Raw genomic sequence first — 24,915 nt, 5'->3', positions numbered from 1 at the left:
TTACTCGACGACGATGAGCGGCTCGCCGAATTCCACCGGCTGCGCATCGTCGACCAGGATCTGTTTCACAGTGCCGGATTTCGTGGAGGGGATGTTGTTCATCGTCTTCATGGCTTCGATGATCAGAATCGTCTGGCCTTCCGTCACCTTGTCGCCAACTTGAATGAAGGGCGCTGCGCCCGGCTCGGGTGAAATATAGGCCGTTCCCACCATCGGCGAGGTCACTGAAGAACCCGCCTGGGCAGGTTTTTCCTCGACCGCTTCAACCGTCTTGGCAACCGGTTCGGCAACCACGGGAGCTGCTGCCGCCACCGGTGCGGCGACGTTGACGGGAGCGTTTATCGACATCTGACGGGCGACGCGGATCCGGGTATCGCCCTGTTCCAGCTCAATCTCGGAGAGGTTGGTTTCGTCCAACAGGACCGCGAGGTCGCGGATCAGGGCCGTGTCGAATTTCTTGTTATCGTTACGCATCATATCATTTGGCTCTCGTACTCGATCCACAAAAAGCATGAGCTCTGGGGCTACCGGTCTCTGGCGCCACGCATGCGTGTCGAGGTTCCGGCCATTTTTGACTTTTACAAGGTGAAATCCTGGTAGAAGCCCGTTCCATCCGCACTTTTTGTCCCGCCATAATGCAGCGGATATAATTGTTTGGCCCGTATTCGAGCGAATACGAGCCAGACTTCTTATAGGGATTCAATTGTGTCAGGAAAAGCCCCGAAGGTTCATTGATTTTCAGACCAACCAGTTTCCAACAGCCTTGAGCGTTCAAGGCTCAGCATGTGGTCTGGTCACAATCCTTCAGGGCCTCGATCTTCGACCGCAGCTGTTCGTAGCCGACTGCGCCCATGACAACCTCGTTGCCGACAACATAGGACGGCGTGCCTGTCAGGCCGAGACGGTTTGCCAGCGTGTAAACCTCCTCGATCGTCTGACCGGCCTTGTCCGTTGCAAGGGCTGCCTGCAATTCGGCTTCGGACAGTCCGATTTCCGTCGCAGCGGCAAGGGCGCTGGACAGGTTGGCCTGGCCGCGGCTCATCAGAAGAGCTTCGTGGAACTCGCCGTATTTTTCCGGCGCGATGGAATTGACGGCAACGGCGACCTGGGCTGCTTCGACCGAACCCTGGCCCAGGACCGGGAATTCCTTCAAGACGACCTTGAGTTCCGGGTTCTCGTCGATGAGACGGACCATGTCGCCATGCGCGCGTTTGCAGTATCCGCAATTGTAGTCGAAGAACTCGACCAGCGTGACGGACCCTTCCGGATTGCCGAGAACGACCTGCCGTGTCGAATTGAAAAGAACGTCCGCGCTGTCGTTCAGCGCCTGAAGCCGGGCTGCCTCTTCTGCAGCCTGCTCGCGGCGCTGCAGCTCATTGAATGCCTCGGCAATGATCTCCGGGTTTTCCAAAAGGTATTCGCGAACGATTTTCTCAACGTCGCTGCGGCTGAGATCCTGTGCCGACACGGACCCCGCCATGAGCGCGAGCACTAGTGCGGCTGCCGAAGCAATGCGAAGAAACGCAGCCGACAGCAACCGTTGCGGGTATGAGTAAGGGTTGATCATCAAATACTCCTCTGGCGACGCCACGGGTCAATCCGCCGCCACGCATCCGTTTGGCGTCACCGGCGATTCCCTACGTTAGGTGGTTTGTACGCCACAATGTCGTCCGCTTGAACCCATGCCGGCGATCCGCGCTTCAAACTTTTTTGAGCACGGGCCGCATATCGCTTCGCCGCATCGAAATCTCCGCGCACCATCAGCCCCTTCGCGGTGGCCAGATCGGCTTCCGCCCGCTCTCCCTGCCGTCCATGGGCGATCGCAAGCTGGCTGTAGGCAACGCCTGAATTTTCATCCAGCGCAATCGCCCGCTTCAGCACACGCTCGGCCTCCTGCAGATAGGCCGGATTGTTGGCCCCCACGAGCGCATAGCCGAGCCAGACAAGGAACTGCGGTTCATTCGGTTTGAAGGAGAGAGCTTTCCTGAAGGGAGCAATCGCGCGCTTCGGATCGCCGCCTTCCATCAGAGCCTGTCCCTTCAGTTCGTAGTAGTGCGGATTGTTCGGCTGCGTGCGGATCAGGGCATCGATTTCCTTGACGGCCCCCTTTCCGCGGCTCTTCATCGCGGCGATCGCCCGCGCATATTGGGCGGCAGGGCTCTTGTCGCTTCGCGGATAGGCGCGCAGCGTTGCGGAGGGATGGCTGGAAAACGCAAACAGCTTGGCGCGGACCTGTTCGTGACGATACTGCAGCACGTAATCGTCCGGCGTGTCGAAATACTTGGACTTCTGGGCTTCCCGCAGCAGTCCGCTATAGCGCTCCTGCGCCATTGGGTGGCTTTGCGCGTAAGGATCGGCGAACTGGCTTGAAAACAGCTGCTGCTCGGACATGCGCTGAAATGTCTTCAACATGCCGCGCGCGCTTTGTCCGGTCGCGTTGAGGTACCGAAGCGCAGCGCGGTCGGCGGCCGCTTCTTCTCCGCGCTGATAGGCGAGCAACGATCTCCGGCCGACTTCGGGTGCGCTCAGGGCTGCGGCGGCGCCGCCGGAGGCCGCGCGACCGGATCCGGACGCCGCACCTGCTGCGGCGGCGCCGGCACCCAGAAGGATGCCGATCACAGCGATGATCTGCGCGTTGGAGGCAGCAGCGCGAAGTCTCACCAGATGCCGGCCGGCGATATGGCCGGTTTCATGCGCGATGACCCCGATAACCTCGTTGGGCGTTTCCGCGTCCATGAGCACGCCGATATTGATGAACATGCGCCGGGAATCGGGCACGAACGCGTTAAACGACTTGTCGTTCACAAGGATGATCTGGGGTTCGGACTGGGCGATCCCGGCTACCTTGAAGAGCGGTTTTGCGTAGTCTCTCAGCAGCGCTTCCGTTTCCGCGTCGCGCACGATCGGCACTTTGCCCCGCTGTGCATCGGCGGGTGTAACGACGAGCGGAATGGCGATCGCGGCGGAACACAGGGTCGCGACCGTCTTATGTATCGATTGTCGCAAGGTCTTCCTGTCTGGTGATGGGGTAACCGGCATTGAGCGCAGTCCGTTCTGAATTATTGCAGTCATCTTGTTGCGGTATGGATAGTCGACCGTGTGGCGAAGTTATGGATGTGTCCTGTTCCGGTCAAGAAATCCCGGATGACAAATCGGAAAGGTTTTTCCTGACGGCCGCGGCGACAGGTGTTCTGGCCGACCGGCGCATTGCCTCTTTGCGCAAAATCGGCAATACGGTCCACTCAGGAAAAACGACCGGACGCCAAGAGCAGACATGACAGATAATGCCTTCCGACCTTCCCGGCGCAGTGACGTGTCGCCCTTCATCGCCATGGATGTGCTTGCCGAAGCGGCGAGGCTGGAAGCCGATGGGCGGTCCATCGTTCACATGGAGGTTGGCCAACCGTCTGCGCCCGCTCCGAAAGCGGCACTCGAGGCAGCCCGGCAAGCCCTGGAGCACGGTCGTCTGGGATACACGGAGGCGGCCGGGATAAGTCCTCTTCGCAACGCCCTTTCAGCGCATTACCGGCGCACATATGGTGTCGAGGTGCCCCGGGACAGGATCACGGTGACAACCGGCTCCTCGGCAGGTTTCAACCTGGCCTTTCTTGCCGCTTTCGATGTCGGCGACCGGATCGTGCTGACGATGCCCGGCTACCCAGCCTACCGCAACATCCTGAAATCGCTAGGACTGGTGCCTGTCGAACTGGCTGTCGGACCGGAGACGCGCTGGTGCCTGACGCCGGAACATCTTGAGGCGGCGCAGGCGGACGGTCCGATCAAGGGCGTGCTGGTCGCCAGTCCCGCAAACCCGACGGGCACCATGATGAGCGGTGACGCCCTGGCCGAACTGGTCGCCTATTGCGACGCGGAGAACATCTGGTTCATCTCGGACGAGATCTATCACGGTCTCGATTATGCGGAGGATCAGACAACCGCGCTCGCGCTTTCGGAAAACGCGATCATCATCAACAGCTTCTCAAAATACTACTGCATGACGGGCTGGCGGATCGGCTGGATGGTGCTGCCGGAACAGCTGGTGCGCCCGGTGGAGCGAATTGCCCAGAACCTTTACATTTCCGCCCCCGAAATCTCCCAGATCGCGGCAACGGCAGCCCTCGGGTCCGTGCAGGAACTGGAGGCCGTGAAAGCCGGCTATGTCGACAACCGGTCGCTCCTGCTGGACGGCCTGCCGAACGTTGGGCTGGACAGACTGCTGCCCGTTGATGGGGCCTTCTACATCTACGCCGACATCAGCAGATACAGCAGCGACAGTCTCGAATTTGCCCGCAAGCTGTTGCACCAGACTGGGATCGCAGCGACGCCCGGTGTTGATTTCGATCCGCTGAATGGGCACGCGTTCCTGCGGTTTTCCTTCGCCGGCGCGCACGACCACATGAAAGAAGCGCTGGTGCGCCTGTCGGATTTTCTCGACTGAAAACGTTTAGCCGGTGTTTCCGGCGCAGTCCATTAGCGTAAAAAAGGCGGCCAGGGGCCGCCTTTTTCAAACTTGGACTGAAAAGCGATCAGAAGAACGACCTGCCGCGCTGCCACCAGCCGACGCGCTTGGGTTTGTCTTCCTCTTCGTCCCCTGACGTCTCGCTCGTCACGACCGGTTCTGCCGGCGCAGACGGCTTTGCAGCCGCGTCCTCGCCTGCGGTTTCATTCGGAACGGGCTGTTCGGATGTCGGCGTTTCGACAACGATGTCTTCCGGGGACGGGCTTTCTTCCGCCTGAACCGCTGGTTCATCGGTGTCGGCGGCGCTCATGTCGGGCGCTTCATCATTTGCATCCGAAGCGTCTTCCTGTTCCGCATCCGCATGAAGGGCCTCGGAAGACGTCTCGGCTTCGTCAGTTGCATCGACGGTGTCGGAGCCTGCGTTCGCTTCGGCTTCCATGCCCGCGTCGGCGAGAGCAGGAGCGTCCGTTTCTACCGCATCGGTCTCAGGTGCCTCTGCGCCGTCTTCCGGCGAACCGCTGTCTTCCTGGTTCTCCGCATTGGCCTCAACCTGTTCGTCGGTCTGAAGATCCGAGTCTTCACCGTTCCGGCGACCGCGCCGCCCACCTCTGCGTCCGCGCCGGCGCTTGCGGCGGGGTTCGTCGGAGTCTCCGTCTTCCGATCCTGCGTCCAGGGCCGTCCGGTCTTCCTTTTCGGGCTCGTCCGATTCGGCGGCGGCCTGTTGACCGTCCTGAGTTTCCTGGGCGTTGTCCGAACCGTTCCTGCGGCGCTTTCTGCGACGTCTGCGGCGGCGGTCGCCGCCTTCTTCGTCCTGCGCCTGTTCTTCGATGACCGGCTGATCGGTCTCGTCGTCGATGATCTCGACGGTATCGGGATGAACGGTTGGGGCCGGTGCGGGCACCCGGTCACGGTCTATCGGCGCACCCCGCTCCAGGACATAGAGCTGGCCGTTGACCATTTCGTCGGCGTTGACCTCGATTTCGACGGCAAACCGCATTTCGAGATCGGACAGGTTGGAGCGCTTCTGATTGAGAATGTAAAGCGCGACCTGTGTTGTCGTCCGTATGATGAGATCGTGCGTAGCGCCCTTCAGGAGATTGTCTTCAATGGAACGCAGCACGTGCAGGGCGACCGACTCGACAGAGCGGATCATGCCGGTGCCCTGACAGTGCGGGCACGGAGTCGTCGAGCTTTCCAGGACGCCGGTGCGGATCCTCTGGCGGGACATTTCAAGCAGTCCGAAATGCGAGATCCGGCCGACCTGAATGCGTGCACGGTCGTTCTTGAGACAGTCTTTCAGCTTCCGCTCGACCGCGCGATTGTTTTTCGACTCTTCCATGTCGATGAAATCGATCACGACGAGACCGGCAAGATCCCTGAGACGCAGCTGGCGTGTGACTTCTTCCGCCGCTTCCAGGTTGGTCTGGAGCGCCGTGTCCTCGATATTGTGTTCCCGGGTCGATTTGCCGGAGTTCACGTCGATCGAAACCAGCGCTTCCGTCTGGTTAATGACGATGTATCCGCCCGACTTCAGCGTTACCTGCGGCGAGAACATGGCGTCGAGCTGAGGTTCGACACCGTATCGAATGAACAGCGGCGACGGATCGCGATAGGGCTGAACATTCTTCGCGTGGCTCGGCATGAGCATGCGCATGAAGTCCTTGGCCTCGCGGTACCCGTCGTCCCCGGAAACAAGGACTTCGTTTATGTCCTTGTTGTAGAGGTCGCGAATGGATCGCTTGACCAGACTGCCTTCCTCGTAGACGAGGCTCGGCGCGCTCGATTTCAGCGTCAGCTCGCGCACGTTTTCCCAAAGGCGCATGAGATACTCGAAATCCCGCTTGATTTCAGCCTTTGTCCGGCTCGCGCCTGCCGTGCGCAGGATCACGCCCATGCCTTCCGGAACATCGAGTTCGGAGGCGATCTTCTTGAGGCGCTTGCGGTCGGTCGGCTGCGTGATCTTCCGGGAGATGCCGCCGCCGCGAGCGGTGTTCGGCATCAGCACGGAGTAGCGGCCCGCGAGGGAAAGATAGGTCGTGAGCGCAGCGCCCTTGTTGCCGCGTTCTTCCTTGACGACCTGAACCAGGATGATCTGGCGGCGCTTGATGACTTCCTGGATCTTGTACTGCTTGCGCAAGGGAACAACGCGCTCGGGCACTTCTTCCATCGCGTCTTCTGCACCGACGGATTCGACCATGTCGTCTTCACTGTCGACTTCGTCGTCGTCGTCGCGCGAGCGCCGGCGCCGGCGGCTGCGCGCCCGAACCGGCTTTTCGGTCTCTTCTTCGGCATCGGCCGCTGCAACGGTTTCATCGTCGCCGTTCTCGTCAGCGCCCTGATCCTCGTCGGCTTCGCCAGCCGGATCCGTCTCGTCTTCTGAAGCGGTTTCTTCTGCCGGCTCCGCGTCAGACGCAGCAGCAAGCTCGTCTGCTGTCCCGTCGTCGGAAACCGGCGCATCCGCGGCATCTTCACTGCCTGCGTCTACTATCGTTTCCGCTTCGCCGGCCGCCTCGGCGACTGCTTCGACGGATGCATCCGTGTCGTCGCTCGCACCTTCATCAGAGGCGGCCGCTTCCGATGTTTCATCGGCATCGACCTTTTCGCTCGCGACAGTCTGTGCAGATTCGTTTTTCGCAGCCCGGGACTTGCGCCGGCGCTTCGGTTTCTCGTCCGCGTCCTGATCGTCTTTCTGACGCTCGGCCGCTTCGGCCGCCAAAAGGGCTTCGCGGTCCGCAACGGGGATCTGGTAGTAGTCCGGATGAATTTCGCTAAACGCGAGGAAACCGTGCCGGTTCCCGCCATATTCAACGAAAGCCGCCTGCAGGGACGGTTCGACCCGGGTCACTTTCGCCAGATATATATTGCCACGTAGCTGCTTCCTGTTTGCCGCCTCAAAGTCGAATTCTTCAACACGATTGCCACGTACGACGACGACCCGGGTTTCTTCCGGGTGGCCCGCGTCGATCAGCATTTTGTTTGCCATTACTGAACGTCTCCACGGCAGCAGTGCTTAGCGCGCATAGCAAGCGCGCATCGCCCGAAAGGAGTGAAGCTGCCGTATTTTTATTGCTAAGAATGAGAAGGGCGTCTGCGCCCGGCGCGGTCGTCTGATCAACGAAACCATCCGCGGAAGCGGGGCCTTGTTTCGTGTTGATCACTGTGTGCATCGCGCGGGTCCTTCGGGGCAACGCAGGCCCTTTAGTTAAGTCGTTGTACCATTTCCGGTATGCCAGGGAGGGGAGTGCCGCTTCATCTGCAACCGGTGCCGGAGAAGTTCGCCTTTGTTTTCCGTGGTCCGTATCGCATGGGGCACTGTTTCCAATTCAGGCCACAAACCTGCAATACAGGTCGTATTCAAAGGGGGCCGCTACCTGATCCTCTATCATCGAGTCTGCGTTTTCGCGACAGAACGGCCTCTGTTCCGTCGCAATAAGACCATGATTTTCGATGGTGTTGTGGATAGCCACCCTGAAACACCACCCGGGAAGGTATCGGTCTTGAACCGAAATCCGTAAGGTACTTTTACGATCCGTTGCTCCGCTTTGCAAGCAATGTGAAACGGACAAACTATTTTCCTGAGCCCGTACTTCGCTTAAAACGGCACTGCCGCGACCAGAAACAAACAGAACATGCATCACATGGCCGGAGAAATTGTGAAGAAAAACGCCCCGAAACCTGAGGTCAAGCCTGTTGCAGGGGCCATTCCGCGGGCCGGCGGAGTGTTGCGCTCGGCGGCCACGCTGTTTTTTTTCACTTTCCTGATCCTGATGGGTGGCGCGCAGGCAAATCCTGTATTCGCGGCGGCCGCGAAGGTTATCGGCGCGCGCGTTGCCGGCGATGCAGAGCGCACCCGATTCGTTCTCGACCTCGATACACAGGTCAAACCCGCCATTTCGGGCCTTGCGCGCCCGTTCCGTCTGATCGTCGACCTGCCCGAGGTCGAATTCAAGCTGCCGGGCGGTGCAGGCGAGACGGGCCGCGGAATGGTAACAACCTGGCGATACGGACTTTTTGCGCCGGGGAAATCCCGGATCGTCATGGACTTGAGCGGGCCCGTCAGTGTCGACAAGACCTTCTTTCTGCCGGCAGTCGACGATCAGCCCGCAAGACTTGTCATCGATCTCGTAAAGTCGTCGCCCGACGACTTTGACGCTTTCGTTCTGAGTTCCCGCAAGCAGGAGACGGTGAGTAGCGCCAAAACGGCGCCCAAGACCGACCGTCTGGGCGAGGGGGCGAAAAAAGGTGACAGGCCCCTGATCGTGCTCGACCCCGGACACGGGGGCATCGACAACGGTGCGACGGGTGTCGGCGGCACGCTGGAAAAGGCAATCGTGCTGGATTTCGCGAACCTTCTGAAGCAGAAGCTGGAAAAGAGCGGACTATACGATGTGCGTCTGACGCGTGAGGACGACACGTTTGTGTCTCTCTCCCGTCGCGTCGAGATAGGTCACGAGCTCGAGGCCGATCTTTTCATATCCATTCACGCTGATTCGGTTCGGCGGGGCAGGAAACTGGCGCGCGGTGCGACGGTGTATACGCTCTCGGACAAGGCTTCCGACCAGCTGTCGGAGGAACTGGCGGAAGTCGAAAACATGTCCGACATCATTGCCGGTGTCGAACTTGACGAGGAGCCGACGGACGTCACGGACATCCTGCTCGATCTCGCCAAACGCGAGACCCGTTCCTTTTCCAACTACTTTGCGAAAACACTCGTGACCGAGCTCAAGAGTGCCGTCCGGCTGATTAACAATCCGCACAGATCTGCGGGTTTTCGCGTTCTCAAGGCACATGATGTGCCATCGGTTCTGGTCGAACTCGGGTATCTTTCCAACGAGCACGACGAAAAACTGCTGATTACCGAAGAATGGCGGGAGCGCATGGCGAACGCGATGAGCGATGCCATACACGGCTTTTTCAGGCCCAGGCTTGCCCGGCAGAAAGGGACGCTTTCGCAGTAGTGATGGTGATTTGTCACGCAAATTGAGCGTCTTGGAGGGCGATTGCCTCAGCATCGCCATATTGGTGCAAGAGGTAACAGTCAGGTGATTGTGACAATCTGCGCCAGAGAGTGCCGTGTTAGAGTTTCCGTGCTAGAAAGCGACAAGCAGCAATGACGGGGAAAGACGAGCCCGCAGTATGAAATTCTTGGTTAAATTTTTTGGCTATCTTTTCGGCATCGGGGCCGCGCTCGCGCTCCTGATCGCCGCGGGTGTGTGGATGTATCTGCAGCACCTCGATGAGGACATTCCGGACTACACGGCGCTGAAGAACTACGAGCCGCCCGTCATGACGCGCGTTCACGCCGCCGATGGCAGTCTCATGGCCGAGTATGCGACCGAGCGGCGCATGTTTCTTCCGATACAGGCGATGCCGGATCGTGTGAAGCAGGCGTTCATTGCTGCGGAAGACAAGAATTTCTATTCGCATATCGGCGTCGACCCGGAGGGCATTGCCCGCGCGGCCGTCCGGTTCGTGCAGAATTACGGCTCGGGACGGCGTCCGGAGGGGGCGTCGACGATCACCCAGCAGGTTGCCAAGAACTTCCTGCTGACAAACGATCTGTCCATCGTCCGCAAGATCAAGGAAGCCATCCTTTCGCTGCGCATCGAGCAGGCCTACACCAAAGACGAAATTCTCGAACTGTATCTCAACGAAAACTTCTTCGGCCTGGGAGCCTACGGAATTGCCGCTGCCGCGCTGATTTACTACGACAAGTCGGTTCACGAACTGGAACTCGATGAAGTCGCCTACATGGCGGCGCTCCTGAAAGCCCCCAACAACTATCATCCCTTCCGGCACACAGACCGCGCGATCGCGCGCCGCAACTATGTTCTCGACCGCATGGTCGCGGACGGGTATGTGACGTTCGAAGAGGGCGAAGAGGCGAAAAAGAAGCCGATCGACGTCAAGCCGCGGAAATCCGGCTCCCGGCTGTTTGCCGCCGAGTATTTCACGGAAGAGGTGCGCAGGGAAGTCGCCGAGATTTTCGGAACCACCCGTCTTTACGAAGGTGGTCTGTCCGTCCGCTCCACGCTGGATCCCGAATTGCAGACAATGGCCCGCAAGTCGCTCATGGACGGGCTGATCGATTTCGACCGCAAGCGCGGCAGCTGGAACGGGCCCATCGACCGGATCACGCTCGGTGCGGACTGGGGCGTGGACCTGGGCAAGATCGAAGGCCTCAGCGACATCCCCGAGTGGACGCTTGCCGTGGTCCTGGAAAGCGGCGGCGAACAGGCGACCGTCGGTGTGCAGCCGGACAAGCTGGTGAGCGGCAAGCTTTCGAAAGAACGCAAAAGCGGCCCGCTGTTCCTGGAGACGATGAAGTGGGCCCGTGTCAACGGACGTGCGCCGGGCTCCGTATCCGACGTGCTTGCACCAGGTGACGTGGTCTATGTGCAGGAGAGCCAGGTGGCGCCGGGCACGTACGAACTCAGACAGATCCCCAAGGTTTCCGGCGCGCTGGTCGCGATGGATCCCTACACGGGCCGCGTTCTCGCGCTGGTCGGCGGCTTCAGCTTCGCGCAGAGTGAGTTCAACCGCGCAACCCAGGCCTACCGTCAGCCGGGATCGTCGTTCAAGCCGTTCCTTTATGCCGCGGCGCTGGACAACGGTTACACGCCGTCGTCGGTGATCATGGACGCGCCACTCGAAATCAGCCAGGGACCCGGTCTCGGGACATGGCGGCCGCAGAACTATGGCGGCAAATTCTACGGGCCCTCCACGCTTCGCACGGGAATCGAACTCTCCAGGAACGTGATGACGGTCCGTCTCGCCCAGGACATGGGCATGCCCCTGGTTGCCGAGTATTCCAAGCGGTTCGGGATCTATGACAACATGCTGCCAGTCCTGTCCATGTCGCTGGGGGCAGGGGAAACAACGGTCCTGAGGATGACAACCGCCTATGCGACGATCGCGAATGGCGGGCGAAAGGTCCGCCCGACCCTGATCGACCGGATCCAGGACCGTTATGGCCGCACGATCTACAAGCATGACAGCCGGATTTGCGACGGTTGCACGCAGAACGCCTGGGAAGGCCAGCAGGAGCCGATCCTGATCGATGACCGGGAGCAGGTGCTTGATCCCATGACGGCCTATCAGATCACGTCGATGATGGAAGGCGTCGTCCAGCGCGGCACGGCCACTTCCGTGCGCGCCGTCGAGCGGCCCGTTGCCGGCAAGACCGGGACAACCAACGACGAGAAGGACGCCTGGTTCATGGGCTTCACGCCGGATCTGGCCGTGGGTGTCTTCGTCGGCTTCGACAATCCCAAACCCATGGGACGAGGCGCCACGGGTGGCCAGGTTGCAGCACCGATCTTCACGGACTTCGTCAAGAAAGCGCTCGCCGACAAACCGCCGGTCGAATTCCGCGTGCCGCGCGGTCTCCAGCTGATCGCCATCAACCGGCGGACCGGCGGGCGGGCAGCGCCCGGATCGCCCGGCGCAATCCTGGAAGCGTTCAAGCCCGGGATGACGCCGAATGACAGCTACGCGGTCATTGATTTCCAGAGCCAGCTTGGCGTCCCGACGGCGGTTTCGCCGGAGGCGCAGCAAGCGGTGACCGTGGGGACCGGCGGCCTCTACTGATCCCTGACGGAACCGGACAGGTTCTCGAACGTCAGCTGCGCGCCCAAAGGCGGTTTACACCGCCTATCTGCGCGGCTAATGTCCCGCTCCAATTCACGGCCCGGTCCTGTCCAGGAAAACCGGGCCGTCTCACACTACAGCGAGGTATCCGATGCGCGCCGAAATGGAAGCGATCGTTGATGAAATCAAGCAGGCCATAAGCCTGCTGAGGAGGCATCTTTGACTGGGATCAGGCTCTTGTCCGGTTGGAAGAACTGAACGCCCTGTCAGAAGATCCCGATCTCTGGAACGATCCGGCGAAGGCGCAGAAACTCATGCGCGAACGCCAGCAACTCGACGATGGCATTACAGGCGTCAGGGGCCTGGAGCAGGACCTTGCGGACAATATCGAGCTGATCGAACTCGGTGAGATGGAAGACGACAAGGACGTCATTGAGGACGCCGAAGACGCCCTGCGGGGCCTCAAGGACAAGGTCAACCAGCTGCAGCTCAACTCGCTGCTGTCCGGCGAAGCCGACGGCAACGACGCCTACCTGGAGATCAATTCCGGCGCCGGTGGCACGGAAAGCCAGGACTGGGCGTCGATGCTTCTCAGGATGTACCGGAGATGGGCGGAAAAGCATGGCTTCAAGGTCGAAGTGCCCGCCTACAGCGATGGCGAGGAAGCGGGCATCAAGTCCGCGACGCTGCTCATCAAGGGCGAGAACGCCTATGGCTGGCTGAAAACGGAATCGGGCGTCCACCGGCTTGTTCGCATCTCGCCCTATGACAGCAATGCGCGGCGGCATACCAGTTTCTCAAGCGCCTGGGTCTACCCGGTGATTGACGATTCGATCGAGATCGACGTCAACGAGAGCGACTGCAGGATCGACACCTACCGGGCGTCGGGTGCAGGCGGACAGCACGTCAACACGACGGACTCGGCGGTGCGGATCACGCACCAGCCGACCGGGATCGTCGTCCAGTGCCAGTCGGAAAGATCCCAACACAAGAACCGGGCGACAGCCTGGGGCATGCTGAAGGCGCGGCTCTATGAGGCCGAGCTGAAAAAGCGCGAAGAAGCGGCGAATGCCGAAGCAGCGTCCAAGACGGATATCGGCTGGGGACACCAGATCCGCTCCTACGTTCTGCAGCCCTACCAACTGGTGAAGGACCTGCGTACCGGAGTGGAGAGCACGTCTCCCGGCGATGTGCTGGACGGGGATCTCGACAAGTTCATGGAAGCCGCATTGGCGCAGCGCGTCTTTGGGGGAGACCCCGTGGAAGTCGACGACATCGACTGATCCGAACGACCAGAGTGAGGACAAACGGGGCGCAAGGCCCCGTTTTTCAACGAGACAGCTCGGTCAGCTTGTTGCCTGCCGTCAGGAAGGCACCAGGATTGTGCGGCTTGTCATGCCGGCGGATCTCGTAATGCAGGTGCGGGCCGGTTGACCGGCCCGTCGACCCGATATTGCCGATCAGGTCACCGGCCAGCACATGATCGCCTTCTGCGACCTGCATGCGGCTGAGATGCGCATAGCGCGTCACGAAGCCGTTGGCATGTCTGATTTCGATCATCTTGCCGTAACCGCCGTTCCACTTGGCGCTTACGATCGTGCCGGGCGCCGTGGCATAGACCCGCGCGCCGTAAGGTGCCTTGAAGTCAATTCCCGTGTGCATGGCGAGACGGCGCAGGAACGGATCCACGCGCGGACCGTAGTTGCTCGAAATCGTCCCGTTGCGGACGGGTCGTTTCACGGGGAGCCTGAGCGCGGCGAATTTCACGCGGCGCAGTGTTTCAAGCGCGCTGTCGGCGCGTCTCAGACGCTCCGGAAAGGTTTTGTGCGAGATGGGCGTGAACGGCCCGCCGATCGAACTGTTGTCGCGCAGAGCCTCATTGATGGACGGAGCGATCGACTTGGTGATGCTCAGGATCTCCTCGATCCGGCTTTCCGTCGCGACCGTGATCGTGTCGACGGCCGCGGTGCTCTCGACATCCATTTCGGAAATGTCGGCCTTCACTGCGTCGAGGGCAGCCCGTTTTTCAGTGTTTTTTTTTACGGTCGTGCGTGCTTCAGGCTGCGGTTCCGTTTGCTGCAAGATAGACAGCGGATCGACGCTTCTGGTCGTCGTCTCGCGAAGTCCGAGCGCCTTGACCGGTTCGTCGATCAACTCGCTCTCGCCACCGATCGCCGATTTGTCGCTGGTGCCGATGGTCGCAAGTTCGCGTGCATCCAGTGACGGTTTCGGCGGGGGGAGGGGCTTGTCGTTGCTGAGGTAAATGCCAACACTTTCTGCCCGCGCCACCAGATCGGCCACGATCGCATGGCGCTGGTTGAGATCCTGCTGGCGGCGCAGCACGTCCATTACCTGGATTTCGACGGTTTCGCGATCGACCATCTGGCGGCTGGTAAGTTTTTCGATTTCGGCTCTCAACCGGTCAATATGGTCCTGGTATTCGAGCACGAGTTCGGTGCGTTCGGCACTCGCCTCCGCCATCACGTCGCTGCGCATCAGGTAATAGGCAGCGGATCCGCTGACACCCAGCGTGACGGCGACACATGCAAGTGCCCCGCAAATCAGGTGCATCGGGCGCACGCTATACGTGGTGGACTTCTCGACCCGGTTCAATGACGCATGATGCGCTGCCATTCTTGGCCCGTTTAGAGGTCGCTGCGATTTCTGACTTTGTTGCATGATCACTCAGTCACTGTCTGCATTCTGCAAATGAACTGATGATGATTAGAATTTGGTAAGGTTAATAAATCGTCTGCAACACGACTATTTTTAACCCGTGATTGGGGCGAGAGGCTTGTAAAATCCGGGGGTTAGCCCTGCTTCGGATCTTGCCCGATCATTAAAAGGCGGTTTCAAACTGCCACGGAAATGCTTTCTGACGAAGGCGTGGAATGCCGGTTCCGGGGTGATTCCCTGCCTGTCGCACAAGAATCGGAACCACTTTGCGCCGAAAGCAACGTGGTTCTTTTCATCCCGGTAGATGACTTCGAGGCACTTCGCCGTATCGTCATCTCCCGACTTGCGCGCCTTTTCGATCATCGGTGGCGTGATGTCGAGGCCGCGCGCCTCCAGTACGAGCGGAATGATGGCCAGCCGCGCGGCAAGGTCATGTCCCGTGTCCTGCGCTGCCTGCCAGAGCCCGTCATGGGCCGGCAGATCGCCATAGGCGGCATCCAGTCTCGCGAGCCTGTCCTGCAGCATCGAGAAATGCTTGGCCTCTTCAAGGCCGACCCGGACCCAGTCGTCGTAATAGGTGCGCGGCAGGCGGACATGTGCGAAGCGTCCGACCAGATCCCAGGTGAGGTCGACGGCGTTCAATTCGATATGCGCCAGCGAATGAAGCAAGGCAAGACGGCCGGCCTTTCCGGAGACGCTCCGCTTGGGCATGTCACGCGGTGCCAGCAACTCGGGCCGGGCAGGCCGTCCGGGGCGGTCCGGCATGAGCCCGTCTTTGGATGGCGAACCCAGGGCAAGGTCTCTGCCGAACCAGGCTTTAGACACCTGATAAGCCAGTCTCACCTTTTCCGCCACATCCGAAGCCGACACGATGGCTCTGGCTCCGGCGACGAGGGTCGGCGGTGCGGGCGGCGTCTTGTCTGGCTTCATCGTGATCCCGGATACAGTGTCGCTGGCGCTGCGTGTTGTCAGAGTGCCCTGGCCGCTTCCAGCACGGCTTCCGCGTGACCGGGCACTTTTACCTTTCGCCAGACCTGGGCGATCTTTCCGTCCTTGTCTATCAGAAAGGTCGAACGTTCCACACCCATGTACTTCTTGCCGTACATGGATTTTTCCACCCACACGCCATACGCCTCTGCGGTGTGTGTTTCGGTGTCCGCACCGAGCCGGACCGCAAGATTGTGTTTGGCAATAAAATTGTCGTGTTTTTTGGCGGAGTCAGGCGACACGCCGACAATCGTGATGCCGAGATTTTCGAATTCTCCGATCAGTTCCGAAAAGGCAATTGCTTCCTTCGTGCAGCCTGGCGTGTTGTCTTTCGGGTAGAAATACAGAACCACCGGTTTTCCCTTGAGGCCGCTCAAGGCGATCCGTCCGCCTCCGTCGCCTTCAAGATCGAAGTCAGGCGCCGTATCTCCGATGGCGAGTTCCTGCATCTTGTCATCCTTCTGTCATAATTTGTGCGTTTTTGCCGGAACCGGAAAACGGCTGCGCAAGCGGCAGTCGATTTTGTCCCGACTTTCGAAGTATCATAGGTCGCGTTGCGACTCGTTCAATGCGCGCTAGAACATGTATTTGTATCGGCGCCGCGCAGCAGCGCCCGTCCGCTTTCGCAAGTCAGGAGAATGGACCGAATTTGTTTGGAAGATCTGGCGGCAAAAACTTGAACAAAACGGCGCGAAAGACCGTTCGCAGACGCTATTTGTTTGCCGCTCTCGGACTTCTCGTTTGCGTGTCGGCGGCGCTTGTGGTGCTGTTTGCTTCCGGCCCGGTCCGTATTCCCTTCCTGGGAAGCGTTCTGGCCTCCCAGGCCACGCGCGGGCCACTGGAGCTTGCCATAAGGCAGGGCAGCGTCGATTTCACCGCCGAAGACGGCATCGAATTCATCCTGGAAGAGGCGGTGCTGGAGATCGACGGGCCGGCCCCCGTCACGATCCGCTTTCCCAAACTGGTTGTTCCGCTTGACCCGGATGCCTTGCTCGGGGGCAAGCTCCGGTTTTCGTCTCTGCGCCTCGTTCAGCCGAGGGTGACCGTCGCGCTCAAGGGAGGCCCGGCGAAACTGCCCGAGATCGGTCCGCTCATGGAAGCGGTCGACCGGATGAGTGACGTCGTGGACGACCAGTTCTCGCGGCGCGGCCTGAGGCACGTCTCGATCCGCAACGGCACGTTCGAGCTCACCGGAGCCAAACCGCGCCTTTTCGACGGGATCGACGCCGATGTCGTCCGAAGCGACCGCCGCGTTATTCGGGCGAACGCAAAGGTATCGGGCAACGTATCCACCTGGCGGCTGCAACTGGCGCGCAGTGCGCCTGAAGACGGTTCTGAAAAGACCATCGGTATTGTCGTCAACGGAATAACTCTTGCCGAACTGCTCGGTCCGGCGACCCTGGACAGGCACGGCAAGGGCTTTGGTCTGCCGGCATCGGCGAAGGTCGAGACGAAGCTTGACGGTGACGGCAAGTTCCTGTCCGCAAACGCGGTCGCGCGGGTGCAGAATGGCTGGTTCCAGCTTGGCAAAACCCTTGTCGCCTTTGACGACGCCGCGCTATCGCTGCTGTTCAAGGCGGGACAGAACGCGATCGAAATTACCAAGTCGCACGTGATCCGGGGCAACACGCGCATCTTCTTTTCCGGACTTGTCGAACCGGGAGACGCAGGCTCCAACGAGTGGAACATCGGGCTCACTTCGGACTATCCGCAATTCGGCTCGGCGGACGTTCGCGAAGCCCCGCAGATGCTGGACGGCGTGAAGATCAGGGCGCGCTTCAATCCGCTCGACCGGGTGATATCCATTGACCGGTTCATCGCGAAAGCCGGAAAGGCAATCGCGCAACTGGTCGCGTCCATCGAGATTACCGATCAAGGCCCCTACGTTGCCATTGCCGCCTCCGGTGAGAACATACCCATCGCAACGGCAAAGCAGGTGTGGCCGATCACGCTTGTTCCGCCAGCGCGCCGCTGGGTGGCGGACAATATCAAGGCGGGCCTGATCGAAGACTTTACCTATAGCGCAGCAATCCGGCCGCCCGCCTTCAACCACCGGGACCCGGATGCGGGATGGTCCGGCGACGACATGCTCATGGATGCAACCTTCAGCGGCGGCGCCGTCACACCGTTCGGAGACCTGCCGCAAGTGTCGGACCTGACCGGATCGCTCAAGGTGGCGGGTGAAGTGCTGACCGTGCGTGCGGATGGCGGCGTGGCGCAAACCGCCGAAGGCGGCAACGTCACGGTGCCGCAAAGCATCTTTGAGATCTACAACTTGCCGCTTCGCGAAGGAAAAACAGCCAAGATCGAGGCGAAGGTGGAAGGCGGCATCGGTGAACTGGCAACCGTCGCAAACAGCAATCCGTTGAACGTGATTGACCGCGCGGGGCTCAAGACAGGCGGTGCGAGCGGAGACGGCAGCATTGATGTCGTGGCGCGTTTTCCGCTCGCCAAAGGCATCAGCCTCGATGATGTCTCATGGCGTGTCACTGGAGCGCTTGATGACTTCAGCGACGAAAATCCCATCATGGGCCGCACGATCGAAAATGCCGATGTTGAGATCGATGCAACGCCCGAACAGGTTGCCATCACCGGGAACGGGGTGCTCGACGGCCTCGATGCCGATATCGATCTGGTGGTGCCGCTCGGCGGCTCCGGCGTTGCCGGCAAGCAGGATGTCGTCGTCTCGGTCACCGCAGACCAGTTGAAGCAGAAGGGGATCGACCTCACCGCATTTCTCGACGGCGACCTTGTTCTCAGCGTGACAGGGAGAAGCGACGGACAGGATTTCTCGGTCGATCTGACCAAATGCACGGTCGTTCTTGAAGCGCTCGGCTGGGAGAAGGCGAGGGGCGTGCCGGCAACCGCGACCTTCAAACTGATCGAGACTGAAGAAAACCAGATGGTCCGCGACTTCAGGCTGACGTCGGAGGGCGCGAACATTTCCGGATCGATGCAGCTTTCCAAGGCCGGAGAGCTTGTTACCGCGTCCTTCGATACGTTCAAGCTCCGCCCCGGCGATAATGCTGACGTCGAGATACAGCGCACGGCAAATGGCCGGTACGACATCATCTTTTCCGGCTCCGTGTTCGACGGGCGCGGTCTCATTCAGAGCCTGACGAGCCCGGGCGGCAGCCAGGGTGCCGGCGATTTCTCCGAAGGCGCCCGCATTGCGGTGTCCCTGCAGAGCGTGACCGGGTTCAACGGACAGACACTAAAAGGGGTCTCCGGCAAGGTCGAGACCGGACCGAAGGGCATCCGGACGGCGGATCTGAGCGGAAAAATCAACGGCGGCTCCGATCTGGAATTCAAGATCGTCGAGCAGGGGCAAAGCCAGCTTGCCACCGGTCAGTTTGACGACACGGGCGCGACACTCAAATTTCTCGATTTCTACGAGCGCATGGAAGGCGGGCGCGGCGTCATCAGCGTCGCCATGGCGGACGAGGACAGCTGGGCCGGAGATTTCAAGGTGCGTTCCCTGCGGATCACGGAAGACCCTGCCATCAGGAGCATCCGGGACCGGGAGCGGTCGAACCCTGATCCGGATGCGCGGATCGTGACGGCCAGGACGTCCGACGGGTCGGCGAATTTCGATACGATGGATATCAACTTCACCCGCGACGGCGACATCATGACGATCCTGCGCGGGGCGCTTCAGGGCAACGTTCTGGGTGGCACCGTCAGCGGAACCGTGAACCTCAAGGAACAGACGCTCAACCTGAGCGGGACCTTCGTGCCAATCTATGCGCTGAACAATTTCTTCGCCAAGATACCGATCCTCGGTTTTGCGCTCGGCGGTAATTCCGGCGAGGGCCTGATCGGCGTGACCTACCGCCTTTCGGGGGCGGTGTCCGACCCCGTGCTTTCGGTCAATCCGATCTCCGCGATCGCACCGGGCATTTTCCGGAAGATGTTCGAGTTTCAGCAGAACTGAACATCGATTCCCAGGCTTCCATCCCGGTTGCCTCAGGACCGCTCAGACCGGCTTCAGCAGGACGTGCTTCTTCTTGCCGAGCGACAGCTTGACGATGCCGTCTTCCGAGACATCGGCCATGCCCAGCATGCGCTTGTCGTTTTGCTCGCCCTTGTCGTTGATTTTCACCGCGCCGCCCTTGATGTTCCTGCGCACCTCTCCGTTGGAGCTACACAGACCGGCCGTGACAAAGGCGGACAGGACGCCGATACCCGCTTCGAGGTCGTTTCTGGAAATCTCGACGGTCGGCAGGCCCTCGGCGGACTGGCCTTCTTCAAATGCCTTGCGTGCGGTTTCTGCCGCCTCGTCGGCCTTTTCCCGTCCGTGTATCAGTGCGGTCGCTTCCGTGGCCAGGATCTTCTTGGCATCGTTGATCTCCGACCCCTCCAGGGCGGAAAGCCGGGCAATCTCGTCCATCGGCAGGACGGTGAAGAGTTTCAGGAAACGGCCGACATCGGCGTCTTCGGTGTTGCGCCAGTATTGCCAGTAGTCATAGGCCGAGAGCTGTTCCTCGTTGAGCCAGACGGCACCGGCCGCCGTCTTGCCCATCTTTGCACCCGAGGCGGTCGTCAGCAAAGGCGAGGTGAGGGCGAAGGCCTCTGTTTCCGCGAGCCTGCGGACGAGATCGGTGCCGGAGAGGATGTTGCCCCACTGGTCCGAACCGCCCATCTGGAGACGGCAGCCGGTGCGCCGGTAGAGTTCCAGATAGTCGTAGCCCTGCAGAAGCATGTAGTTGAACTCGAGGAACGAGAGATGCTGCTCGCGTTCCAGACGCAGTCGCACCGAGTCCCTCTGGATCATCTGGTTGACCGAGAAGTGCCGGCCGATGTCACGCAGGAAGTCGACATAGTTTAGCTTCAGGAGCCAGTCCGCATTGTCGAGCATGATGGCATCGCCCGGCCCGTCGCCGAAACGCAGCAGCTTCTCGAACACCTTCCGGATACCGGCCTTGTTTTCCTCGATTGCCTCCTCGGTGAGAATCTTCCGGCTTTCATCCTTGCCCGACGGGTCACCGACGCGGGTGGTGCCGCCGCCCATCAATGCGATGGGCCGGTGTCCCGTCTGCTGGAACCAGTGCAGCATCATGATCGGGACGAGCGATCCGGCATGCAGGCTGGGAGCGGTGCAATCAAAGCCGATATAGGCCGTGACCGTTTCCTTTGCGCACAGTTCGTCAAGGCCCTGTGGATCGGAAATCTGATGAATGAAGCCACGTTCCGAAAGAACGTTCAGGAAATCCGATTTGAACTCGCTCATGGTGTCGTCCGAACCCGTCTGTCGTCTTGAGGGATGTCTTTTCTGCGGACGTGCTCTAGCGCGCGCAGGGAAAGATGTAAATCACGGCCGTCAGAAAAACTCTGCCGGATACGGTTCGAACGTCAAGCCGGTACCAGGCGCTCGCCATTTAGAGGATTGATGGGCCGTGACCTCGGCCGACATGGACGTAAATCAAGGCTAAAGGCTGGGCTCAAAGGGCCGACGCAGCTTCCGTCAGTTGCCTGCAGATCCGGGCTCGCGCGCCTTGATGCAGACAAATTTGAGCTCACCCTGTTCCCAGGCGATACGCATCTGTTCGGAAAGGGTGCGCGGGACGGCTTCGTCCAGCACCGCCTGGCATTCGGTCTCAGAGACGAAGGTTCCATGATTCAGGACAGGCCAGACATTCGGGCCCGATAGCACTTGAATGGAAACGGCCAGTATCACCCACATTTGCTCGATCCTGCGCTGCTGTCTGACGCCGACTATACCGTGATTTTTCCGAAATCATACGAATGTGACGTTGCGTGATGGTGATCACAGCGGCGTGTCAGGGACGGTCCTATCTTGGGTACATCAAGACGCAGACACAGTTGAACACCAGTTGAGAGGACCCGTTATGTTTCGCAAATTTGCCATCGCAGCCGTCACCGTCGCAACGATCGCGGCAACCGCCCTTGCCGTTGCACCGACCGAGGCACACGCCAAGAACCGTGCAGGTGCAGTCGCTGCTGGTGCCATCATCGGTCTGGCGACCGGCGCCATCATCGCCTCGCAGGCACAGCGCCGCCATTACCACCCCGTCCGCTGCCACAACCAGCCGATTCAGCGCTGGAGCCCCTACTACGGCCGTTATGTCGTCGTCGGATATCGTCAGGTCTGCTACTAAGATCCACTGATCACCTGACCTCATCAACGATGGCCTCCGATTTCGGAGGCCTTTCGTTTTTCTGCCGATTGAAAACTGGTGCCGCAGGCACTCCAGGCCCTTTTTTAGCCCGACCCGTCCAGTTTCGTCATTCTGACACATATCCTTCATCTGATCCGGATCGCGATTTGTTAACACCCTGTGGATGCGGGGGTAGTGATGAACGCGATCGAAATAGAAAAGCTGTCGAAGACCTATCTTGGCGGCACGCGGGCGCTCGACAAGGTGAGCGTTGAAGTTGCCGAGGGCGAATTCGTTGCGCTGATCGGCGCGTCCGGGTCGGGCAAATCGACTCTTATCCGGCACGTGAGCGGGCTAATTGCAGGGGACAGGGAACCCGGCTGCTGCACCATCACCGTCACCGGCAAAAAGGTCCAGGAAGGCGGCAGGGTTGCCAAAAGCATCGCGTCCACGAGAACCGGTGTCGGTGTTGTTTTCCAGCAATTCAATCTTGTTCCGCGTCTGAGTGTTCTCATGAACGTTTTGGCGGGGCTGCTTGGACGGGTGCCGGCATGGCGTGGCATGCTCGGGCTTTTCACTGCTGAAGAAAAGCAGCTCGCGATGCGGGCACTCCATCGGGTCGGTATCGATCAGACAGCGCGGCAGCGGGCAGCCACTTTGTCCGGCGGGCAGCAGCAACGCGCGGCGATCGCGCGAACACTGGTTCAGGGTGCGAAGATTATCCTCGCCGACGAACCGATTGCATCCCTTGATCCAGCCTCGGCAAAGCGCGTCATGAGCATTCTGTCGCGTATCAACGAGGAAGACGGGACCACCATCCTGGTGTCGTTGCACCAGGTTGAATATGCGCGCAGGTACTGCAAGCGCACGATCGCCATGCGGGCCGGTAAGATCGTTTTCGACGGGCCTAGCCACGCGCTGACCACGCAGTTTCTGAGAGAGATCTACGGTGAGGCGAGCGAGGAACTCGTTCTGCCTGATGCCGACGATTTCGGGACCACGCCAATGTCGGCAACGGCCTGATACACCCGCTGGGAGACACGACATGAAATTTCTTACGCGTATTGCTGCGTCTGCAGCCATCATGGCTGGCCTGGCCGTTCCGGCACTGGCTGAGCGAGAAAATCCGGAAGAATTGTACTTCGGCATTCTGTCGACCGAATCCAGTTCGGCGCAACGGGAAAAATGGGGTCCTTTCCTTGAGGCCATGGAAGCCTCGCTCGGCATGCCGGTCAAGCCGTTCTTTGCCGCCGACTATGCCGGAGTCATCGAAGGAATGCGCTTCGACAAGGTCGATGTCGTCTGGTACGGGAACAAATCGGCTATGGTTGCTGTCGATCGTGCCGGAGCCGAGATCTTCGCACAGACAACGGAAGCGACCGGCGATCGCGGCTACTGGTCCGTCATGATCACGCACAAGGATTCTGGCCTTACCTATGAGGATGTCATGAAGTGCGGCAAGGAGCTCGATTTCGGCATCGGAGATCCTAACTCCACGTCCGGCTTTCTCGTTCCCTCCACTTTCATTTTTGCCAAGGAAGGGGTGAACCCCAAGGATTGCTTCAAGACTGTCCGCAACGCAAATCACGAGACCAACCTGATTTCGGTCGCGACGAAACAGGTAGACGCGGCTGTTGCATCCTCCACTGGCATGTATTCCCGCCTAAAGAACGCCAAGCCGGAGCTGTTCGCAGAGCTGAAGGAAATCTGGCGCTCACCGCTGATCGCATCCGATCCGATGGCGTGGCGCCCGGAACTGGACGACGCGATCAAATCGAAGATCATGTATTTCTTCATGACATACGGCCGTCAGGGAACCGACGAGGAAGTCGCACAGGCGCGTGAGAACCTTGCCCTGATCGACATGGGCCCCTTCATTCCCTCGTCCAACGCACAGCTTTGGCCGTTCTATGAGATGGACCAGATCCGTCAGCGCATGTCCATCGAGGGTGACGACACCTATTCGGACGACGAGCGAACCAAAAAGATCGTGGAAATAAATGCCAAGATCGAGGAAATCCGCGCTGCGGCGGCTGCCCGTCCGCGCAAGTAACCCGAACTGAAGAGCGACCGGCGCGAGAACACACCACTCTTGCGCCGGTTTTGTCCCTCCCACGGAAGCAGTCCCATGTCGAGCAATGTCGATCTGATCAACAAGGCCGAGCCTGACCTGAAGGTTCCGGGCCGCGAAACGCAGGAAAAAGTCTTCGATATTCTGATCTGGGGCGGTCTGATCGTCATGCTGGTCTGGAGTTTCAGGCCCGCGGACATGCACCGCCTGGGAGATGTCCTGACCGGCGGCGGCAATATGGCGCTTCTGTTGAAGGACTTTCTGGAGCCGAATTTCAGGTACTGGCACAGCTATTTCGATCTCATGCTGGAAACGGTCCAGATGGCTGTGTGGGGCTCGTTCCTGTCCGTCGCGCTGGCAATCCCGTTCGGCCTGTTGTCCTCATCCAACATTGCTCCATTCTGGATCGTTTTCCCAGTGCGGCGACTGATGGATGCATTCCGCGCCATCAACGAACTGGTCTTTGCGCTGATATTCGTCGCGGCGGTCGGTCTGGGCCCGCTCGCGGGTGTGCTGGCGCTCACGATCCACACGACAGGCACGCTGGCAAAGCTCTTCTCCGAGGCAGTCGAGGCGATCGATCCGCGTCCCGTCGAAGGCATCAAGGCAACCGGTGCTCCGGTAATACAGGAAATCATCTACGGTGTCGTTCCGCAGGTTCTGCCGCTGTGGATTTCCTATTCGCTTTACAGATTCGAGGCCAATGTCCGATCCGCGACCGTTCTCGGTATCGTGGGCGCGGGCGGTATCGGAATGTCGCTGTCGGAGTCGTTGCGGGGTTTCGACTATTCGGCCGGGGCCGCTATCCTGCTTATTATTCTCGTCACAGTCTCGCTGCTGGACGTGTTCGGGTCGCTGTTGCGCAAAGTCGTGATTGACGGCACCGATCATGGACGTTTCGCAGCCTATTTCCTGTTTCTCGCAGTTCTTGTCATCGGTCTTGAGGTTCTGCTGGCCAGGACCTGACACGCTGGTTTGTTTGACGTGGCAGGGTTCCGGTGTTGTATGCAGCG

At 59.9% G+C, this 24,915-nt stretch carries 18 protein-coding genes; 9 read left to right on the top strand and 9 right to left on the bottom strand.

Annotated features, from left to right (window positions below):
• From accB to ACO07N_RS22915, 3 genes are all read right to left on the bottom strand, one after another.
• A complete protein-coding gene (gene accB, locus ACO07N_RS22925; protein WP_421984481.1) occupies nucleotides 1-474 on the bottom strand; it encodes an acetyl-CoA carboxylase biotin carboxyl carrier protein in 474 nt (157 codons plus the stop codon).
• Nucleotides 475-778: 304 nt separating this feature from the next.
• Nucleotides 779-1,567 (bottom strand): DsbA family protein, encoded by a 789-nt coding sequence (locus ACO07N_RS22920; protein ID WP_421983230.1) that lies wholly within the window; start codon nucleotides 1,565-1,567, stop codon nucleotides 779-781.
• 56 nt (nucleotides 1,568-1,623) lie between these two features.
• Entirely contained in the window at nucleotides 1,624-3,006 is a 1,383-nt protein-coding gene (locus tag ACO07N_RS22915) for a M48 family metalloprotease (protein ID WP_421983229.1), read from the bottom strand.
• Nucleotides 3,007-3,274: 268 nt separating this feature from the next.
• On the opposite strand from ACO07N_RS22915, the gene ACO07N_RS22910 reads away from it, so the two are divergent.
• Nucleotides 3,275-4,438: a pyridoxal phosphate-dependent aminotransferase gene (locus tag ACO07N_RS22910; protein ID WP_421983228.1), complete on the top strand. Its 1,164-nt coding sequence runs from the start codon at nucleotides 3,275-3,277 to the stop codon at nucleotides 4,436-4,438.
• 88 nt (nucleotides 4,439-4,526) lie between these two features.
• On the opposite strand, the gene ACO07N_RS22905 is transcribed toward ACO07N_RS22910, so the two are convergent.
• On the bottom strand, nucleotides 4,527-7,442 hold the full coding sequence (locus ACO07N_RS22905; protein ID WP_421983227.1) for an Rne/Rng family ribonuclease: 2,916 nt from the start codon (nucleotides 7,440-7,442) through the stop codon (nucleotides 4,527-4,529).
• Between the two features lie 655 nt (nucleotides 7,443-8,097).
• Between ACO07N_RS22905 and ACO07N_RS22900 the strand changes: the two genes are divergently transcribed.
• From ACO07N_RS22900 to prfB, 3 genes are all read left to right on the top strand, one after another.
• Nucleotides 8,098-9,417, top strand: a complete 1,320-nt coding sequence (locus tag ACO07N_RS22900) for an N-acetylmuramoyl-L-alanine amidase (protein ID WP_421983226.1) — start codon at nucleotides 8,098-8,100, stop codon at nucleotides 9,415-9,417.
• Nucleotides 9,418-9,604: 187 nt separating this feature from the next.
• Nucleotides 9,605-12,049 carry a penicillin-binding protein 1A gene (locus ACO07N_RS22895; protein WP_421984480.1) on the top strand — a complete coding sequence of 815 codons (2,445 nt, stop codon included), beginning with the start codon at nucleotides 9,605-9,607 and terminating at the stop codon, nucleotides 12,047-12,049.
• A 151-nt stretch (nucleotides 12,050-12,200) separates the two neighbouring features.
• A protein-coding gene (gene prfB, locus ACO07N_RS22890) for a peptide chain release factor 2 (RefSeq protein WP_306143770.1) occupies nucleotides 12,201-13,332 on the top strand; the annotation gives its coding sequence in 2 pieces (ribosomal slippage) (nucleotides 12,201-12,269 and nucleotides 12,271-13,332; 1,131 coding nt in all).
• A gap of 46 nt (nucleotides 13,333-13,378) precedes the next feature.
• Here the strand turns inward: prfB and ACO07N_RS22885 are convergent.
• The 3 genes from ACO07N_RS22885 to bcp form a co-directional block, all read right to left on the bottom strand.
• Nucleotides 13,379-14,683 carry a M23 family metallopeptidase gene (locus ACO07N_RS22885; RefSeq protein WP_421983225.1) on the bottom strand — a complete coding sequence of 435 codons (1,305 nt, stop codon included), beginning with the start codon at nucleotides 14,681-14,683 and terminating at the stop codon, nucleotides 13,379-13,381.
• Nucleotides 14,684-14,818: 135 nt separating this feature from the next.
• Nucleotides 14,819-15,655 (bottom strand): ferritin-like domain-containing protein, encoded by an 837-nt coding sequence (locus tag ACO07N_RS22880; protein ID WP_421983224.1) that lies wholly within the window; start codon nucleotides 15,653-15,655, stop codon nucleotides 14,819-14,821.
• 38 nt (nucleotides 15,656-15,693) lie between these two features.
• Nucleotides 15,694-16,161 carry a thioredoxin-dependent thiol peroxidase gene (bcp, locus tag ACO07N_RS22875; protein ID WP_421983223.1) on the bottom strand — a complete coding sequence of 156 codons (468 nt, stop codon included), beginning with the start codon at nucleotides 16,159-16,161 and terminating at the stop codon, nucleotides 15,694-15,696.
• A gap of 227 nt (nucleotides 16,162-16,388) precedes the next feature.
• On the opposite strand from bcp, the gene ACO07N_RS22870 reads away from it, so the two are divergent.
• On the top strand, nucleotides 16,389-19,646 hold the full coding sequence (locus ACO07N_RS22870; protein ID WP_421983222.1) for an AsmA-like C-terminal domain-containing protein: 3,258 nt from the start codon (nucleotides 16,389-16,391) through the stop codon (nucleotides 19,644-19,646).
• Nucleotides 19,647-19,688: 42 nt separating this feature from the next.
• Here the strand turns inward: ACO07N_RS22870 and tyrS are convergent, their stop codons facing one another.
• Nucleotides 19,689-20,942 (bottom strand): tyrosine--tRNA ligase, encoded by a 1,254-nt coding sequence (gene tyrS, locus ACO07N_RS22865; RefSeq protein ID WP_421983221.1) that lies wholly within the window; start codon nucleotides 20,940-20,942, stop codon nucleotides 19,689-19,691.
• A 234-nt stretch (nucleotides 20,943-21,176) separates the two neighbouring features.
• Nucleotides 21,177-21,395, bottom strand: coding sequence for a hypothetical protein (locus ACO07N_RS22860; RefSeq protein WP_421983220.1), 219 nt, complete (start codon nucleotides 21,393-21,395; stop codon nucleotides 21,177-21,179).
• Between the two features lie 166 nt (nucleotides 21,396-21,561).
• Between ACO07N_RS22860 and ACO07N_RS22855 the strand changes: the two genes are divergently transcribed.
• The 4 genes from ACO07N_RS22855 to phnE all read left to right on the top strand — a co-directional run bounded on the left by ACO07N_RS22855 (nucleotide 21,562) and on the right by phnE (nucleotide 24,868).
• Nucleotides 21,562-21,831 carry a tyrosyl-tRNA synthetase gene (locus tag ACO07N_RS22855; RefSeq protein WP_421983219.1) on the top strand — a complete coding sequence of 90 codons (270 nt, stop codon included), beginning with the start codon at nucleotides 21,562-21,564 and terminating at the stop codon, nucleotides 21,829-21,831.
• 198 nt (nucleotides 21,832-22,029) lie between these two features.
• Nucleotides 22,030-22,854 carry a phosphonate ABC transporter ATP-binding protein gene (gene phnC, locus ACO07N_RS22850; RefSeq protein ID WP_421983218.1) on the top strand — a complete coding sequence of 275 codons (825 nt, stop codon included), beginning with the start codon at nucleotides 22,030-22,032 and terminating at the stop codon, nucleotides 22,852-22,854.
• Between the two features lie 22 nt (nucleotides 22,855-22,876).
• The gene (gene phnD / locus ACO07N_RS22845) at nucleotides 22,877-23,884 is read left to right on the top strand and encodes a phosphonate ABC transporter substrate-binding protein (RefSeq protein WP_421983217.1); all 1,008 of its coding nucleotides are present in this window, start codon (nucleotides 22,877-22,879) and stop codon (nucleotides 23,882-23,884) included.
• Nucleotides 23,885-23,959: 75 nt separating this feature from the next.
• Entirely contained in the window at nucleotides 23,960-24,868 is a 909-nt protein-coding gene (gene phnE / locus ACO07N_RS22840) for a phosphonate ABC transporter, permease protein PhnE (protein WP_421983216.1), read from the top strand.
• Nucleotides 24,869-24,915 lie beyond the last annotated feature (47 nt).

It is taken from the genome of Roseibium sp., assembly GCF_965229775.1.
Lineage (GTDB): Bacteria > Pseudomonadota > Alphaproteobacteria > Rhizobiales > Stappiaceae > Roseibium.
This window is presented reverse-complemented; position numbering and strand designations above follow the sequence as displayed.